This is a genomic window from uncultured Desulfosarcina sp., from assembly GCF_963664155.2.
Lineage (GTDB): Bacteria > Desulfobacterota > Desulfobacteria > Desulfobacterales > Desulfosarcinaceae > Desulfosarcina.
Genome location: NZ_CAXXXH010000001.1, coordinates 987761 through 1005306, shown reverse-complemented (window position 1 = coordinate 1005306; position 17546 = coordinate 987761). Strand labels below are relative to the sequence as shown.

Here is a 17546-nt window from a genome sequence, read left to right as displayed (position 1 = left end):
AGAGTTTCTTCACTTAAAAATGCGGGTTTCTGTCCAGCACCCCGGAGCCAGCGCTAACTTCAACGAGAGGATGCCTTGCCTTGAGTATTTCTAAGATACTCATGCCATCTAAATCAGGCATTTGAATATCAAGAACAACAATATCAATGGTGTCACGCTTTCCCAATTGGTTTAGCGCTTCATTTCCAGATAAAGCACAATCAACAATGAACCCTTTTAACCGGAGCCGCTCGGCAATAGTTTTAATAAGAACTTCTTCATCATCTACCAATAGAAAGTGGATTGAAGACACTTGTCCCTCCACACACATTGCCTTTGATATTTAGTGCAAGCCATAACATCAGTCTTTCACCGCAATACGATGAATAATCGGTTTGGATGATATTTGAAAGCTGAGATGATTTCTTCATGATTGCCATTTTTCGTGAAACTCTGTGGCCAGACTATCATATCTTACTGATAAATCAATTTATTTTGGAACCCTTATGGTTACGTGGGGTGTTCCTTTGCCGTCCTTAATAGGTTTCAAAATGACGGATTTGCACCGAATTCGGGTTGTTCATCGTATTTTCGGATAATTTTTTAACATTTCTCCAATTATATACAGTGGGGGACGACATGTGTCGTCAATATGGATCTTGACGTTATTCGAACTATCCCATTATATTTGGTTCACCTCACGTTGACACTCCGATCCAATACAGATTTGAAGATTGACCATCGTGCCTATTGACCGACCGTGAGGTTTAATATAAAAACCTGGCACGACAATGCAATTTGAGTCAGGGGCAGTCTTCCCTGAGATATTGAATGAAAGGAGTATTCATGACCAAGACGTTTGTGGATATTGTGCCAATCGTTGCCGACAAGAGGACTAATACAACGGCGGCTGATTGACCAGAACTCAATAACATATAAACCAAAACGGTTTCTTTAAACGAGTTCTGTTTCTCCGGATCTATCCCACTGCAGGTTTCATCCAAAAGCCCACCGCCATAGTTGTTCTCTTTGTCAGTAACGAATTATAAATAAAATATCAATAAGTTACCATATGATTCAGGTGTTTTGTCTGCACTATCCTTTAAACTATGCACCTAATTGTTATTGAAAAAATTAGAGACAACAACGTGGAGATCACTAATGAGCACAATGAAAACTTTAGAAACCGCATATGCAATGGACTTCGTCCACTCTCTTTCAAAGTTGGGATGGTCCCCTTTTTTTCAAACGCATCTGGACAATTTATACGATGGTAAGCTTGAACCGGCCAGAGTGGTCGGAGTGAGGAAAAACAGTTTCTATGTCAGCCAAGGGAAAAAAGAGTTCCTCGCTACGGTAGCAGGAAAGCTCAACCATCAAATTGATTGCTTGTATCCCGTCGCAGGGGATTGGGTGATTATGACCGACAATGTGATTTATAGTGTTCTGCCAAGAAAAAACGCTCTGTCCCGGGGCGCTGCGGGCAGGCATGGAAAAGAAAAAGCGCAACCCACGCGGGAACAGGTTATCGCAGCAAACCTCGACACCGTGTTTGTCGTTTGCGGCCTGGACCGTGATTTTAACATTCGGCGCATTGAAAGGTGTTTGACTCTTATCTACAACTGCGGCCTGAATCCCGCCATCATTCTGACAAAAGGAGACCTGCAAATATTTCCGGAAAAGTTTATCCGTCAGGTTGAAACCGTTGCTTTCGGGGTTCCGGTACATTTGGTCTCTGCAAAGGATTCCCATGGGTTGAATCAACTGGAAGCATATCTTTCACCAGGCAAGACGTTAACCATGATTGGATCATCTGGCGCCGGTAAATCGACCTTAGTGAATCGTCTATACGGAAAGTCCGTCCAGCCGACAGGTCTGGTCAGTGAAAATGTGGGTAAAGGAAAGCATACCACCACCAGCCGGGACCTGATAGTAATGCCCCAAGGAGGAATGGTGATTGACAATCCAGGTATCCGGGAGATTGCTTTTTGGGACGGTGATGGCGGTATCGAACTCGCCTTCCCAGAAATTGAAAGGCTGTCTTTTGAATGCCGTTTTTCGGATTGCAGCCACATGCATGAACCTGGCTGCCGAGTCAATCAGGCGTTAATCGAAGGTGAAATTACGAAAGACAGAATTGAAAGCTACCATAAAATGAAACGTGAAATGATGTATCTTTCTGATCGGCGGCATAAGACTTCCGACCGAGTCGAAAAGGAACGGTGGAAAGCGGTAGCTTTGAAAATCAAGGCTGCTAAAAAAAGACGGGGCAACGGATAAAATTGTAAGTCAGAAAGCCTCGCAGCAAAAACTGGCCGGATACAATATCTTGTATCCGGCCAGTTTCGGTTCAACGTGCAACTTTTGTCGATCAATCTGGAAAAAAACTCAACCTTTATCTATTGTCGTCTTGGCATTTCGATGGTGCCGAGGGACCTACCCGGCCCGGCTTTTCTATTTCACACTTCGTATCCTGTGAGTATCCTGTAATTCATTCCAGATTCTGCGCATGACGTCCCGGCTGGTTTCATCTTCTTCTTTAATGAGTTCCCCAAATGCTTCTTCGAAATTCGGTATAGACGAAATATCCATAGGGCCGGTGGACTCCTTTTCCCGGTGGGACATGTCAGTCAGGATTTCATTTACGATTTGATCGATGTATTGAGTTCGCATTGAACTGTCCTTTCTCCCATGGTTATTGTTTGGGGGCTCCAGGAAACCGGGCCACCCATTGGTGGCCCGGTATAGCAAGGAGGGTAAGGAGAAGATTGGGCTCCCGTACCGGGTGCCTGTCCTATGGTCCTACCCTACCAACGAATCCTTACAAGAAAATGACCTGAAGATTACCGGATGGTAATCTTCAGGTTGGGGTTGCTCGAAGGGTCTCTTTGATATTCAGAAATCTCAAGATAGTATCCAATATGCCACCCAAAATTTTCCGGACGGGAAAACGATTATCGATAATGATACATCATCGGCGGGGATGCCGGGCAACGAATCGTCGGCTTTCGGAATTGCCTTTTCAACGATCTGTGCTTTCATTTCGGCCCCCACTTTTTTTTGCTGTTTATTCCATCCCTCTCGTGGCATCATGATTGGCACAACTCCACGAACGAACAAGGGCAACACTGAAAATGACAGCGAACGAAAGCATCGGAAAAATCAGCATCGTTCCTTTTGAAGATCGGTATAGGCAGGATTTTACGACACTCAATCGAGAATGGCTTGAGTCTTTTGGTTTGCTTGAGGATGCTGATGAAAAGCATTTGTCCTTCCCGCGTGAATCGATAATTGATCCGGGGGGACAAATTTTTCTGGCTGTCGAGAATGGGGCTGTCGTGGGTACGTGTGCAGCCATTCTTGGGAACGGGCCAACCGTGGAAATTGCCAAACTGGTCACCGCCCCTTTGGCGAGGCGGCGTGGAATCGGCCGACTTTTAGCGCAGACGGTGATAGACTATGCAGGCGGCATCGGCGCGAAGAAGGTTGTTCTGGTTTCGAACACCAAGCTGAAATCTGCCTTGGGGCTTTATGCGTCCATGGGTTTCGTTCATCAGCCGTTACCCGCGCAACCGGGGTATGCATCGGCAGATGTTTACATGGAATTGGTGCTTTTTGCTCACTGAAAAAAAACGGTGCAGTCTGCCGACAGGCAATACGCCGTCCGGCAGAGGAAAGAATCGGCGCTTGTAGAATCAGGATTATATCCGGATTGCACCGGCCGCCCGACATGAAAGTCTTCCCCACCGCACGCTATGAGTTTCATCTTCTCCGTGGAGGACATCCCCCCAAGGACGTTTTGAACGATTCTGTCGATGTCATTGTCCGCCCAATTTTTTTTTTCTGGATCCTTGACTCCGTGTGGGGCCATTCTTATTTTATTGTCATACCGGAGCAACGCAATGGACACTCAGTTGTCCAGCCGGTCACACCCTGTGAACGGCCCCCTCGCACCACCCCTTGCTCCGGTTCCACTTTTGTGATCGACGGCGATGCATCCATTACATTCAGGCAGTTTCTGACCGGTCTTCAGAAGACCAGATGCTCTTTTATACCGAGCTGCGCAGCGGCAAACTGAGCGGCTGCCTGACCGAGCCAATTCGGCTGGTGCGCGTCGGAGCCGATGACAAATTTGAAGCGATCTTTGAAAGGACCGTAAAATTTTTTCCAGTCCGTTCGCCAGACATAGCGGTTGTTGATTTCAATCAGACACGCTTCGGGTATCCGACTCAGGTCGGTACATAAAGCGTTGGGATGAGCGACAATGACCGGCTTGCCGGTGGCGAGCAGTTTGTCCAAGGAACGATAATCGGCATCCCGATCCCGGCAGTGGAAGAGGTAATAATCGACATTATAGCCGGTGGCTTCCGCGGCCCAGGAATGCCCGTCCACCTCAACGCCGACCTTCAGCCCGGCCTGGCGGATTTCCAGGACATAGTGCTCGAAAACACCATCTACCAGATTTTCGAAATGGTCGCTGATTCCTACGATCCTGGCATGGTTGAGCGCCGCGACCAGTGCAACGGTCTGTTCGGGAACGACAGAAGAATCACTTGTCGAATAGATGGTATGAATATGCAAATCCTGCAGCAGCATTTGGAAGATCCTTTCTTGACGTTTCAAGGTTACCTGTGGTGTACTTAATAAAATCTCCGCGCAGCGCGATCTTTTGGACCTTTTGCGGAGATGTTGTTTGAGTCGGGGTGACCATCCCTAATCGAATAAACAGCAGACCGGGTACTATCGACTTTCCCATTTCTGACTTGCAGATTCAGCAGCGTTCGATAAGAAAAAAAACCATTGGTCGGTGATTTGAAGCCATCCGGCGCGGCTTCCTGATGTCGGGTTCTCCCCATGGCTTCCTACTGATGTTCCTGGCGTTTCGATCATTGATACAAATTGATTAGGTTTAACCATTAAAAGAAAGGATTATTCATCATGGCAAATGAGGCGCCTATTGGCAACCCGGGGGTTGTCGGATTAGCGGGTTTTGGTATCACGACGATGTTGCTTCAGTTTCACAATGTCGGATGGTGCGGCGTTGGTCCTGTCGTCTCGATGGCTTTTGTTTTTGGAGGGCTGGCGCAACTGATTGCAGGCTACCAGGAGTTTAAGTGCGGGAACAACTTCGGTTACAGCGCTTTTGTGTCATACGGCGCCTTCTGGGTTGCATTGGGCGTTATTTTCCTGCTCAACCATTTCAAGATCTATAATTCCAGTACCACGGATCTAGGGTGGTTTCTAGTCGGCTGGACAATCTACACGGCAATCATGTGGATCCCGGCGATGCGCATTCATGGTGCCATGGCGGTTACCTTTACCTTGCTGCTGATTGGGTTTATCCTTTTGGACCTGGCTCATTTCGGTTTTCCGGAATTAACCAGCGTGGCTGGATATGAACTGATGCTATGTGCGTCGTCGGCACTATATATGATGGCACACGTCATTTACGCCCAGGTTTTCGGCTATGATGTATTGCCGGTCGGCGAACCTTGGCTTAAACCCAGGAATCCACCCAAAGCCTAACCATGGATGAAAATGCGGTTTACGACAGATTCAATGCTGGACAAACCCAATTCATTGCGGAGGATGGCATGAAGAAATATTTTATCATTACGTTTAGCCTGATGGTTGGTTTGATTGCAGTCAACGCCTGTGCTGAAGAATCGGCAACCAAAGATGAATGTGTGATCAAATGCCATGAAGCGGCGGCCATGATCAATTCCAAGGGGTTGGAAGCCGCTATCAAGGAAATTTCCGACCCCAAAGGTCCTTTTGTCTGGAAAGATTCATACGTTTTTCTGATGAACCTGGACGGGAAAATGCTGGCACATCCTTTTCGACCGGAACTCACCAAACAAGATCATGTCCTGCTGATGACCGATCCGACGGACAAGGCGCTGTTTGTGCATTTTGTCAACCTGGCCCGCAACGTGGGGCATGGGTGGGTCGAATACATGTGGCCCAAACCCGGAAAGGAAACCCCTTCCAAAAAGCTTACCTATATTTACCGGGTTCCCACAAAGGATGTTTTCGTTGGGGCGGGTGTATATGTGGGTGGCATGATTTACTAGAAGCCATCTTAAAAGATATCTGTTGACCCTCGCCGGAGGCGGACACGCCTCTGCGTTGGGTCCACGTTGAAAGCGCTCGACATGCCCAGGTATGTCTTCGGGTTGAAGCTCGGCCTGAGCTTCTAATTCAACCAACATCCTATTTTTATTCACCTTTCAACCAAAACCCCTGCTAATACCTGGCAGATGTGCCACCATAAAAACATCGCTCCAAGATAGGGCTTGCTTCTCATCCGGATTTTTGAATCAGGTAGAGGCTGACGATCAGCCCCACACACCCCAGCAGGCGGAATCCGTTCACCGGGTGTCGCAGCAGGCCGAAAACGCCGAAGTGATCCAGAATCACCGAGATGATGAGTTGGCCGATGATGGTGGCCACCAGCGTATTGGCAATGCCGATGCGCGGCGCCAGCATCAGGATGGTGGTGACGAAAATAACCCCGTAAATGCCGCCGGTGAAATAGAAGACCGGGGTGGATTTGAGTTGAGCGACCGATGGCAGTGGTGGATTAAGCGCCACAAGCAGGATAAAAAGAAAGATGATGGCCCCGAAAAATGAGATAAACGTGGCCTGAAGCGGGTGGTTGAGGCTCTTGCCCAGATGGGCGTTGATGGAGCCCTGGACCGGCAGCAGGCCGCCCACACAAAGGGCCAGTGCCAGAAACACTATATTTTTCATGTCTTTCCCTTTGGCGCGGTAATTGAGAATGGTTTGATGAAACTCATTTCGGACGGCATTCAGGCGACTTCATCATCCCGGTGAACGGTTTCCGGCGAAAAGGCGGGCTGACAGACGGCGATGTATTCGGCGCCGTCCGGTTCCGGCGTGCTGTAGCGCACCCACTGACCGGCATGGGCAATGACCGCCTCACCGGCCCGGATGTCCAGCATGCCTTCATCCGATTCCACCCGCAGCCGTCCCTTGAGGACGACGGTGTATTCGTCGAACGCGGGCCGCTGGCCCGGCTCCCGCCATCCGGGTGGAGAGATCATGCGGGCCACGCTGAGCTCCCCGGTGCCGGAATTGACCTGCCCGATAAATTCTTCAATGCGTTTAGGCCTACTGCCTGCCGCGTCGATGATGCTCGGACTGCTGATTTTAGTGGGCATGGTTTTCCCTTCAGGATTCAGAGGTCAGATTTTCGAGATCTGAGGACAGAGGCCAGAGGTCCGATTCCGGCCAAACATAGTCTACCACTTGCCTAAAAAAATGGGGTATGCTTGCTTTTCTCTGAGCTTTGAGCTTTGAGCTTTGAGCTATTCAATCAGGCAGACCAGATGGTCGTGCTGGCCCCGTTCAATTTGGAACTTGTCGTTGTGCTTTTTCAGCAGGTCGGCGAAGCTGCGGCAGCCGTAGCTGGCTTCGTCGAAGGTCGGGTCCAGCCGTTTGACCACCGGCCGGATGGCTGCCTTGAGCACCCATTTGTCCCCATTCCTCAAAGAGATCTGTTTGATGGCCTTGGTGATCAGTTCGGCGGCATCCTTGACGGTGGCGGTTTCCGTTTCTTCTTCCTCATCCTGCGGCTCAAGGGCGAAGGTTTCGTAGTATTTAAAATCCGAACAACTGTTGGCCCAATGGCGGTTGGTGGCATTTTTACACCCCACCCCGATGAGATCCTTGCCGGCGGCTTTGAGCTTTTGGGCCAGAGGGATGAAATCGCTGTCCCCGCCAACGACGATGATGGACGAAATATGGGGAAAGCGCAGGATATCCTCCACCGCGTCCAGGGAGAGTTTGATGTCCGCCCCGTTTTTGGCCTGGGCGCCGGGGGGGAATAGCTGGATCAGTTCCACGGCGCATTTAAGCAGGCTCTGGCGATACCGCGTAAACCAGTGCCAGTTGCAATAGGCCTTGTTGATGGCCACATTTCCATAAGTGGTGGCAAAATCGTAGACGCCCTGAACGTCCACCAGCACCTCCTGCTGTCGATTCCGGTTGGCCGGCTTCGGATAACTGCCGCTGCCATTGAGGGCGTCGAAGATGCTGGCATGCAGGTTTTCGAAATCCCAGTATATGGCTACCGCTTCCTTGGTCATATGTTCCTCGTTCGGTGATGGGGGTGGGACTGAAAAAATCGATTTTTTGGATTCTACCGTTACCTTGCTTTCTTTCGAACATTAATGAGATTATCGTACTTTGTCAATTTCGCCGTGGGTGCCGCCGGATAATCCCGGGTCAGCCTTTATCCAATAAAAACCCGTATTATATTAAGCATATTGTGTGTTGACATCCGGGAATGTCGAACAGGAGGGCAGACCGCTGAAAATTGACGCATCCGACCATGCATCCAAATCGTCATCACCGTTTTCGGTAAATAATGTGCGCATGTTCATCGCCTTTCGGGTGTTTTTCAACTGCCGGTTTTACTACCCGATTTTTACCGTTTTATTCCTGGATTTCGGGCTCACCGTGGCCCAGTTTTCAATTCTCAACGCCGTGTGGGCGGCCACCATCGTCATGGCCGAGGTGCCCTCCGGCGCCCTGGCGGACATCGTCGGCCGTCGTCGACTGCTGCTGTTCGCCGCCTTTTCCATGCTGGTGGAAATGGCGATCCTTTGCCTGGCGCCGCGGGGAAATACAACCCTGCTGTTCAGCTTTTTCCTGATCAACCGGGTGCTCAGCGGTCTGGCCGAGGCGGCCGCCAGCGGTTCCGATGAGGCCATCGCCTATGACGCCCTCCAGGCCAGGGGCATGGCGGACCAGTGGGGGCGGGTGCTGGATGTTCAGATGCGACTGCGTTCGGTCATGTTCATCCTCACCATGACGGTGGGTGCCGCCGTATACGATGCGGACCTGATGACGCGGATCATGGCCGCGTTCGGATCGGATTATCGGTTCACCCCGGCCCAGACCCTGCGGTTTCCCCTTTACCTGACATTCGTCCTGGCCCTGTTCACCATCGCCACGGTTTTGCGGCTGGACGAGATCTGCCCCGACCCCAAGGCGGATGGCACCTGTGAACAACCGTTCGCCGGGTCGGCCATGGATGCGTTCAAACTGACCCTTTCCACCGGCAAATGGATTCTAAAAACGCCGTTTGTTCTGGCAGTCATCCTGTTCGGCATGCTCTTCGACGGCATTCTGCGCATGGTCATCACCCTGGCCAGCCAATACTACCGCATGGTGCAGCTGCCCGAATCGCTTTATGGGATTATCGGGTCGATGATGGCGGTGACGGGGCTGTTCATTCCCCGATTGGCGCTTTGCATTGCCGAAAGCCATTCGCCGGCCTTCTGCCTGTGGACTACCGCCGCCACGGCCCTTGCCGGCCTGTGGGGTATGGTGTTTTTCTGGCCGTACATGGGGCTGGTACCGGCCCTGGTGGCTTTTTCCGCCCTATATATGGTGGGATTTTACGTCAGCTATTTTGTCAACCGGCAGGCATCTTCTTCGCGCCGGGCAACGGTGCTCAGCTTCAAGGGACTGGCCTACAACCTTTCCTATGGTTTTATCGGGATCATTTATGCGGGGCTTCTGGAGGTGAAAAAGACGGGCATCGATGCTGTCGGTATCGATACCCAGGCCGTGGAGAACATCGTTTTCAAGGACACGTTTTTCTGGTTCCCGCTATCCCTGGCCGCCGGCCTGGTGGTGATGACAGCCGGTCTTCTTGTATACCGGGCCAAGTCTACCGGGTGAAAACGCGTTTTGCAGATATGCCCGAAGGTCCGTGTTGACAAGGGAAAAGCATCTATCTTATTCTGACGTTTATGTTTGCCGCTGCTTTTTTCATTTGAGCCACCTTGATTTTGGATTCTTACGCGCCCGGTGCCACCCGTTCTGTTTTTTGATTCACCGTTGACCCCATTGGAGGCTTCCATTCAACCGGCACCGGCTCCACTGGTAGTGTGTCGGAAAATTCGCAACGACCGTGGCGGCCCGATGACGGCTGTCCGCCACCCTTTCTCAATAAGACAAGGTTGATTCATGGTTCAATCCGATGCCATCGAACAGGTTCCGGCGCCCGGCGCCCGGCAACTTCATTTTGCGGGAGACACGATCACCTTTCACCTCAACGTGCCCGAATCATGGGACGGGCAGGCATGGCTGCGGACCAGCCTGGGGCACGGCAGATCCGTGCTTCGGGAAATTATCCGGCAGGTGGATCACCGGGAAAACCCGTTGGGCCGGAGCTGGTATGATATTCCCATGACCGCTGTCGGAAAGGGCCACTATACCCTTACCGTCGCCCTGACCGAAGTGGGACACTTTGAGGCCAAGGGCTATTTCCTGAGCCGGGACAGCGCCGACCCGCTGTGGCCGCCGGGGGCCAATACCGCTGTCAACGTGGCGCCGGCGGACACCTGCTGTGCCAACATCATCTACAATGCCTTCGTGCGTCAGTTCGGTCCGAACAAGAATGGGGCCATGAGCGTTGTCGACCCGACCGTGAAAAGTCTGGATGACGCCGGATACACGGTCATCCCGCCGTCGGGGACGTTTCGGGACCTGATCGGGGAGCTGGATTTTATCATTGGTCACCTGGGCTGCCGGATCGTCCAATTGCTGCCGATCCATCCGACGCCCACCACCTATGCCCGCATGGGCCGGTTCGGCAGCCCTTATGCGGCCCTGAGCTTTACCGCCGTCGATCCGGCTCTGGCCGAATTCGACCCCAAGGCCACTCCCCTGGAGCAGTTCATCGAACTGGTCGACGCCGTCCATGCCCGGGGGGCGCGTTTGTTTATCGATATCGCCATCAACCATACCGGCTGGGCGGCCAGCCTTCACGAAACCCATCCCCAGTGGCTCGCCAGGGAGCCGGACGGCCAGATCGAAAATCCGGGGGCCTGGGGAGTGGTCTGGGCGGATCTCACGCGATTGGATTACAGTCATAAAGATTTGTGGCAGTATATGGCCGATGTATTTCTCACCTGGTGCCGCCGGGGCGTGGACGGTTTCCGCTGCGACGCCGGTTACATGATCCCCACGCCGGCCTGGCGCTTTATGATCGGGAAGGTCCGGGACCAGTTTCCCAACGTGATCTTCCTGCTGGAGGGGCTCGGCGGCAAGATCTCGGTCACCCGGGACCTGCTCAACTGGGCCGATTTCAACTGGGCCTACAGCGAGCTGTTTCAAAACTACGACCGGGGTCAGATCGAACATTACCTGCCCGGCGCCATGGATATTTCGCAGGCCGACGGTACCGCCATCCATTTTGCCGAAACCCACGACAACCTGCGCCTGGCCGCCACTTCCCCGGTCTATGCCCGCATGCGGATTGCCCTGTGTGCCCTGCTCTCCAACCAGGGCGGCTTCGGATTCGCCAATGGGGTGGAGTGGCTGGCCACGGAGAAGATCAACGTCCACGGGTCCCCGTCCCTGAACTGGGGGGCGCCGGACAACCAGGTGGACCACATCCGCCGGCTCAATGCCCTGCTCACGGTCCACCCGGCATTCTTTCACCCGGTACGCGTGGAGATGATCCAGCAGGGACCGGGCAATACCATCGTCGCCTCCCGTCGATGTGAACCCGGTGGCAACGGGCTGCTGATCCTGGTCAATCTGGATGCGGCATCGGCCAACGAAGCGGAATGGCCCCGAAGTCGGTCTCCTCTGAACGGGGATTCGGCCATCGACCTGCTTTCCGGGCAGCCGGTATCTGTTGGCGGCGACAGAGAAACGGGTCGGATCTCGCTGGGCCCGGGGCAAACGCTCTGCCTGACGAACGACCCGGAAGACCTGAAGCGGGTGACCCGGGCAACCGACCGATTCCCGCGCAGTCCGGATCGCATCCTCCGGCAAAGGCTTCGAGCCAAAGCGCTTGAGGTCTGGCGGTTCCACCGGGGAGTCGGGGACCTGGGCCCATGGGACCCGGACCAGGCGGCCGTGCAGATGCACGCATCGCCCCTGGATTTCTGCCGATCCATGAATCCTTGCGGCGCCACCCCGCGGACCGTGGTGTGGCAGTTTCCCGTCGATCTGCGGCGGGAGGTGATGGTGCCGCCGGGGCATTTTCTGTTGGTCCGCGGTCATCAGCCGTTTCGGGCATCCCTATTCGAAAACGGAACGGCGATGGCCGTCGAAGAGAGTCTGACTGACGCCGGCGGCAATCCCTTTGCCCTGTTCCGCCCGCTGCCGGCTGCCGGTCGCCACAAGCCGCGGACATTAAAGCTTTCCTGCTACGATCCGGACGGCTGCACCCATCATGATGCACCCCTTTTGTACCTCACGGCTGCCCGGAAGGTCAGGGTGAGAAAAATTTTTACCCGGCCTCGAATACGGCTTTCCGGCATCCATATGCTGGGGACCAACGGCCGCGGCGCCATGACCCGGGCCCATGCCCACTGGGGCCAGCTGCCCAGCCGCTACGATGCATTGCTGGCCGCCAACCTGAACCCCGATGTGCCCGAGGATCGCCGCATCCTGCTGACCCGGCTTCGGGGATGGGTGGTGTTTCAGGGATTTTCCCAGGAGATCGGTCCGGACTGCCTGGATGCGTTCGGGTTTGATTTCGATGCATGGGGCGGATGGCAGTACCACATCCCCTCGGGGCAGGGGCAGCACGTGGTGTTGAGTGTCGGCATCCACATGCTACCGGGCAAAAATGCCATTGACATGGTTTTCTACCGGCATCCGGACCACGGTCGCAAGGATCGGCTGGCTGATGATCGACCGGTGACCCTGATCCTTCGTCCGGACCTCGAGGATCGCAACTTTCACGAAGCCACCAAGGCATTTACCGGTTCGGAGCACCGCTTTCCATCTGCCGTCACCCTTCGCGAAAAAGGGTTCATCTTTCATCCCAATGACGACCATGCCCTTGAAATGGAAGCGGATCGGGCCGATTTTTTTATCGAGACCCAATGGCAGTACATGGTTCACCATCCCCAGGAGGCCCAGCGCGGCCAGGACCCGGATTCGGATCTGTTCAGCCCCGGCTACTTTTCCGGACCGTTGGCCGGCGGTGAGAGCGAGATGCTTAAGGCCCGCGTGGCAGACAAAGGCGGCGCGACCGTGGAACCCGCCGTTGACATGCGACGACGGATCAGCCGGTTTTTCAAGACGTCCCCCCAATGGGAACCGCCGGTGGCGGCCCTTGAAAAAGCGCTCGATCAGTATATCGTCAAGCGAGACCGGTATTCCACCGTGATCGCCGGTTATCCCTGGTTTCTCGACTGGGGGCGCGATACGCTCATCGTGGTTCGGGGGATTATCGCCGCCGGACGTCTTGAGGAAGCCCTGACCATCATCGTCCAGTTCGCCGTGTTCGCCCAGGACGGCACCATTCCCAACATGATCCGCGGAACCGACACGGGCAACCGGGATACCTCCGATGCTCCCTTGTGGCTCTTTCGGGTATGCGACGAACTGGGGGCGGTGATGGGCCAGGAAAAGATACTGAAAACCGATTGCGGGGGGCGGCCGCTGAAGCAGGTTTTGCTTGCCATGGCACGATCCATCATGGCCGGCACCCCCAACGGCATCGTCATGGACGTCGACAGCGGGCTGCTCTTTAGCCCGTCCCATTTCACCTGGATGGACACCAACTATCCGGCGGGCACCCCGCGCCAGGGATACCCCATCGAGATCCAGGCCCTGTGGCAGACCGCCCTGGACTACCTGGGCCGCATGGATGCGCCGGCGCATCGCAAAGGGTGGCAGCGTCTGGCCGGGAAGGTACGGCAATCCATCCTGGACCTGTTTTTCAGCGAATCGCGGGGCTACCTGTCCGATTGCCTGCACGCCGGCCCCGGGACCCCGGCCAGCCAGGCGACAGCCGACAATGCCCTGCGTCCCAACCAGATTTTTGCCCTGACGCTGGGTGCGGTAACGGACCCAAAGGTAGCCGGGCAAATTCTTTCCGCCTGCCAGAATCTGATTGTTCCCGGGGCCATCCGCAGCCTGGCCGACCGCCCCATCCATCCGGAGCTGCCGGTTTACCATAACGGTGTGCTGGTCAACGACCCCAAAGCGCCCTACATGGGTGTCTATGGAGGTGATGAAGACACGCGCCGCAAACCGGCCTACCATAACGGCACGGCCTGGACCTGGGTTTTTCCCAGTTTCTGCGAAGCCTGGGCGGACTGTTTCGGCCCCGGCGAATATGAAACGGCCCTGGCCTGGCTGGCCAGCAGCAGCCGGCTGATCAATGACGGGTGTGTGGGCCACGTGCCGGAGATTCTGGATGGCGACGCCCCGCACCTCAGCCGCGGTTGTGACGCCCAGGCGTGGGGGGTGAGCGAGCTGTTGCGGGTGTGGGTCAAAATTGAGGGATTGAAAAAGTCAGAGGTTGGGGATTGAGAGATTGGGGCGGGTCGAGTGTCTTTTTAACCGACGGATTTTTTTATTCCCGCACATCAAATTCAAACATGGGTGTAATTGAAATAGCTGTTATTGGTCAGCTTTCGTGCCGGCTGGCACCTTTCAGTTAACCTTCAGGAAAAACAATAAAAATTTATAAGGAGGTGCTTCGTGAGTCTTAAAAAACAGTATCTAAAAAACACAGACCGGTGTAAAGTATCCTTCCGCGTCCCCAAAGCGGCAGCCCCTGGGGCCAAGACCGTTCACATTGTCGGCGAGTTCAACGACTGGAGCACGGTAAATACCCCCATGAAACGGCTGAAGAGCGGCGAGTTCACCGCTGTCGTGGAGCTGGCACCGGGCCAGGCTTACCAGTTCCGCTACCTGATCGACCAGACGACATGGGAAAATGACTGGGACGCGGACCGATACGTGAAAAGTGATTTTGGCGACTGTGAAAATTCAGTTGTGGTGGTGTAATGATAAATGAATGATTATTGTTGCCGGCGTTGCTTGTACTAAACACACAAAATTCGACCGGATGGCCTTTGGTACCGCTGAGCCGGCAACAAGGATGACGTGGCAATGGTTGCCATACAATCCAATGAGGAGTTTGAAAATGAGGTTTATTCAGACATTTCAAGTCTTTCCAGATATTCCCGAGCCTCTCTCCTTCCTGGAGACGCTGTCGCGCAATCTCTGGTGGAGTTGGAATCAGAATGCCGTTGAGCTGTTTCGGCGGATCAACCCGAAGCTGTGGGAGGCGTCGGGAAGAAACCCCATCGTGTTCGCCACCATGATTCCCCAGGACCGGTTCAATGAGTTGGCCCATGACGACAGCTATCTGGCCCACCTGGAGCAGGTGCGCAAGCGCTATGAAAACCGGGTGCTCAACCAGACCAATGGCGACAGCCCCTGGGACCAGGGGGAAACAGTGGCCTATTTTTCCATGGAGTTCGGCATCCATGAGACCCTGCCCCTGTTTGCGGGCGGGCTGGGAATCCTGGCCGGCGATCATCTCAAAGCGGCTTCTGCGCTGAAGATGCCTCTGGTGGGAGTGGGACTGCTTTATCGTGAAGGATACTTCCGCCAGTTTCTGGACAAGGATGGCTGGCAGCAGGAAACCTATCCGGAAACCGACCTGTATCACCTGCCGTTGTCCAAGCAGAAGGACAAGGCCGGTAACGATCTGGTCATCCACCTGACCGGCATCGGTGAGGACATCCATGCCCAGGTCTGGAAGATCCGTATCGGCCGGATTCCGTTGATTCTGCTGGACACGAACCTGCCGGAGAATACCCCGGAGATCCGTGACATTACCGCGCGGCTATACTCCGGAGAGCAATATACCCGATTGGCCCAGGAGGTGCTTTTGGGGATCGGCGGCATGCGGGCGCTGGATGCTTTGGGCATCCAGCCGACGGTCAGCCACATGAACGAAGGACACTGCGCCTTCGTCGGATTGGAAAGGCTTCGACTGATCATGGACCGTTACGGCATCAGCCTCGAAGCGGCCCGGGAAATCGTCTCGCGGACCACGGTCTTCACCACCCACACCCCCGTGGCGGCCGGACACGACGAATTCCCGCCTGCCATGGTCAAACCCTACCTGAAGCTTTTTGAAACGAGCTTCGACATGAACGCCGACCAGTTGGTGGCCCTGGGTCAGGCGGAAGGGGCGGCTTCGGAATCCCCCTTTTCCATGTTCATATTAGGGCTGCGCACCGCCCAGTACATCAACGGCGTAAGCAAACTTCACGGGCAGGTGGCCCGTCACATGTGGTCCCACATCTGGCCCACCCGATCCGACGACGAGACCCCCATTACCCACATCACCAACGGGGTCCACATCCCCACGGTCCTGGCACCGGAAATCAAGCTCCTGTTCGAACGGTATCTGGGGCCCCAGTGGAACATGGGTTCCACCATTCCGGAAAATGCCAGCCGTATCGACGATATTTTCGACGAAGAGCTTTGGCAGGCCCACGAGATGTGCCGTTCGCGTCTGATCCGAACCGTCAGGGAACTGATGTACCGACAGTACGGGCGCCGCAATGCGCCGCTGGATGTCATGAAAGCGGTGGAGTCGGTGCTGGATCAGGATACCCTGACCATCGCCTTTGCCCGGCGCTTCGCCACCTATAAGCGGGCTCATCTGCTGTTTCAGGACCCGGACCGGCTGGAGGCCATCATCAATTCCATGGACCGGCCCGTCCAGTTCATCTTTTCCGGCAAGGCCCATCCCAAGGACAACGAGGGCAAGGGGATCATCCGCAGCCTGGTTGATTTCGGCCGGCGCATCAACCTGCGTCACCGGTTCATCTTTCTCGAAGATTACGACATGCACATCGCCCGCTGTCTGGTTCAGGGAGCGGACGTATGGCTAAACACCCCGCGTCGACCCATGGAGGCCTGCGGCACCTCAGGCATGAAGGCGGCCCTGAACGGGGTGCTCAACGTGAGTATTCTGGACGGTTGGTGGTGTGAGGGCTACAGCCCGGAACGGGGTTGGCGCATCGGCAACGGAGAGGAGTACCAGGATCACAACTATCAGGATGCGGTGGAGAGCCAGGCCGTATACAACATCATCGAAAACGAAGTGGCACCTCTCTATTACGACCGTACCCCCGGCGGGACCCCCAAGGCGTGGTTGAAGATGATGAAGGCCTCCATGAAAATGGCCATGTCCCAGTTCTGCAGCCTGCGGATGATATCGGAATACGAAGAGCGATTCTATCTGCCTGCCAGCCGGCGGTTCGAGGAACTGGTGTCCGATGGCGGGACGGAAGCCCTGCGGCTCAGTGCCCAGCACCACCGCTATCTGGGAAAATGGCAACAGATTCGGGTTGCTCTACCGGTGCGCAGCGCCCAGGGACCTTTCCGGGTGAACCAGTCCTTCGAGGTCACCACGGTGGTCCGGACCGGTGAACTGCGTCCGGATGAACTGAACGTGGAGCTGTATTACGGCAAGATGCGCCATCTGGACCGCATCGATAATCCCCGGGTGAAAATGATGCATGTCAAAGAGGAGCGCGAGGCAGGCACGTACCTTTATAGCTGCCAGTTGCCATGCAGCGATTCCGGCCGATACGGATTCACCGTCCGGGTGACGCCCAATGCCGATGCGTGGATCCGGTATCGGCCGGAGTTGCTGACCTGGGCATAGAAGCACCTCAAAAATGTCTTTTGCCCCAATCTTTGAGATGGCTTCTATTATCCCTTGCTCCCAACAAAGTAAAAGGAGGCGC

The 17546-nt window shown here is 54.7% G+C and carries 14 protein-coding genes; 8 read left to right on the top strand and 6 right to left on the bottom strand.

The genetic code is table 11. The features are described 5' to 3' along the window. Positions 1–13: 13 nt before the first annotated feature. Positions 14–292 carry a response regulator gene (locus tag ACHZBS_RS04380; RefSeq protein ID WP_319405312.1) on the bottom strand — a complete coding sequence of 93 codons (279 nt, stop codon included), beginning with the start codon at positions 290–292 and terminating at the stop codon, positions 14–16. An 848-nt stretch (positions 293–1140) separates the two neighbouring features. Here ACHZBS_RS04380 and rsgA point away from each other — a divergent pair. Beyond that, positions 1141–2259: a ribosome small subunit-dependent GTPase A gene (gene rsgA, locus ACHZBS_RS04375; RefSeq protein WP_319405311.1), complete on the top strand. Its 1119-nt coding sequence runs from the start codon at positions 1141–1143 to the stop codon at positions 2257–2259. A gap of 174 nt (positions 2260–2433) precedes the next feature. Here rsgA and ACHZBS_RS04370 read toward each other — a convergent pair whose 3' ends face one another. Beyond that, positions 2434–2652, bottom strand: coding sequence for a hypothetical protein (locus ACHZBS_RS04370; RefSeq protein WP_319405310.1), 219 nt, complete (start codon positions 2650–2652; stop codon positions 2434–2436). Between the two features lie 461 nt (positions 2653–3113). Between ACHZBS_RS04370 and ACHZBS_RS04365 the strand changes: the two genes are divergently transcribed. Then, positions 3114–3605 carry a GNAT family N-acetyltransferase gene (locus tag ACHZBS_RS04365; RefSeq protein ID WP_319405309.1) on the top strand — a complete coding sequence of 164 codons (492 nt, stop codon included), beginning with the start codon at positions 3114–3116 and terminating at the stop codon, positions 3603–3605. A gap of 403 nt (positions 3606–4008) precedes the next feature. Here the strand turns inward: ACHZBS_RS04365 and ACHZBS_RS04360 are convergent, their stop codons facing one another. Continuing rightward, positions 4009–4575, bottom strand: a complete 567-nt coding sequence (locus tag ACHZBS_RS04360; RefSeq protein WP_319405308.1) for a PHP domain-containing protein — start codon at positions 4573–4575, stop codon at positions 4009–4011. Positions 4576–4917: 342 nt separating this feature from the next. Here ACHZBS_RS04360 and ACHZBS_RS04355 point away from each other — a divergent pair, with 342 nt between their 5' ends. Then, a complete protein-coding gene (locus ACHZBS_RS04355; protein WP_319405307.1) occupies positions 4918–5505 on the top strand; it encodes an acetate uptake transporter in 588 nt (195 codons plus the stop codon). 68 nt (positions 5506–5573) lie between these two features. After that, positions 5574–6053, top strand: coding sequence for a cache domain-containing protein (locus ACHZBS_RS04350; RefSeq protein ID WP_319405306.1), 480 nt, complete (start codon positions 5574–5576; stop codon positions 6051–6053). Between the two features lie 229 nt (positions 6054–6282). Here the strand turns inward: ACHZBS_RS04350 and ACHZBS_RS04345 are convergent, their stop codons facing one another. The 3 genes from ACHZBS_RS04345 to ACHZBS_RS04335 form a co-directional block, all read right to left on the bottom strand. After that, complete coding sequence (locus ACHZBS_RS04345) at positions 6283–6732, bottom strand: DMT family transporter (protein WP_319405305.1); 450 nt, start codon at positions 6730–6732, stop codon at positions 6283–6285. A 59-nt stretch (positions 6733–6791) separates the two neighbouring features. After that, positions 6792–7163, bottom strand: a complete 372-nt coding sequence (locus ACHZBS_RS04340; RefSeq protein WP_319405304.1) for a hypothetical protein — start codon at positions 7161–7163, stop codon at positions 6792–6794. A gap of 147 nt (positions 7164–7310) precedes the next feature. Next, positions 7311–8090: an NYN domain-containing protein gene (locus tag ACHZBS_RS04335; RefSeq protein ID WP_319405303.1), complete on the bottom strand. Its 780-nt coding sequence runs from the start codon at positions 8088–8090 to the stop codon at positions 7311–7313. A gap of 187 nt (positions 8091–8277) precedes the next feature. On the opposite strand from ACHZBS_RS04335, the gene ACHZBS_RS04330 reads away from it, so the two are divergent. From ACHZBS_RS04330 to glgP, 4 genes are all read left to right on the top strand, one after another. Then, positions 8278–9693: an MFS transporter gene (locus ACHZBS_RS04330; protein WP_394707962.1), complete on the top strand. Its 1416-nt coding sequence runs from the start codon at positions 8278–8280 to the stop codon at positions 9691–9693. A gap of 288 nt (positions 9694–9981) precedes the next feature. After that, a complete protein-coding gene (locus ACHZBS_RS04325; protein WP_319405301.1) occupies positions 9982–14298 on the top strand; it encodes an amylo-alpha-1,6-glucosidase in 4317 nt (1438 codons plus the stop codon). A gap of 171 nt (positions 14299–14469) precedes the next feature. Further along, positions 14470–14778 carry an isoamylase early set domain-containing protein gene (locus ACHZBS_RS04320; RefSeq protein ID WP_319405300.1) on the top strand — a complete coding sequence of 103 codons (309 nt, stop codon included), beginning with the start codon at positions 14470–14472 and terminating at the stop codon, positions 14776–14778. Positions 14779–14917: 139 nt separating this feature from the next. Continuing rightward, positions 14918–17464, top strand: coding sequence for an alpha-glucan family phosphorylase (gene glgP, locus ACHZBS_RS04315; RefSeq protein ID WP_319405299.1), 2547 nt, complete (start codon positions 14918–14920; stop codon positions 17462–17464). The last annotated feature ends 82 nt before the right edge of the window (positions 17465–17546 follow it).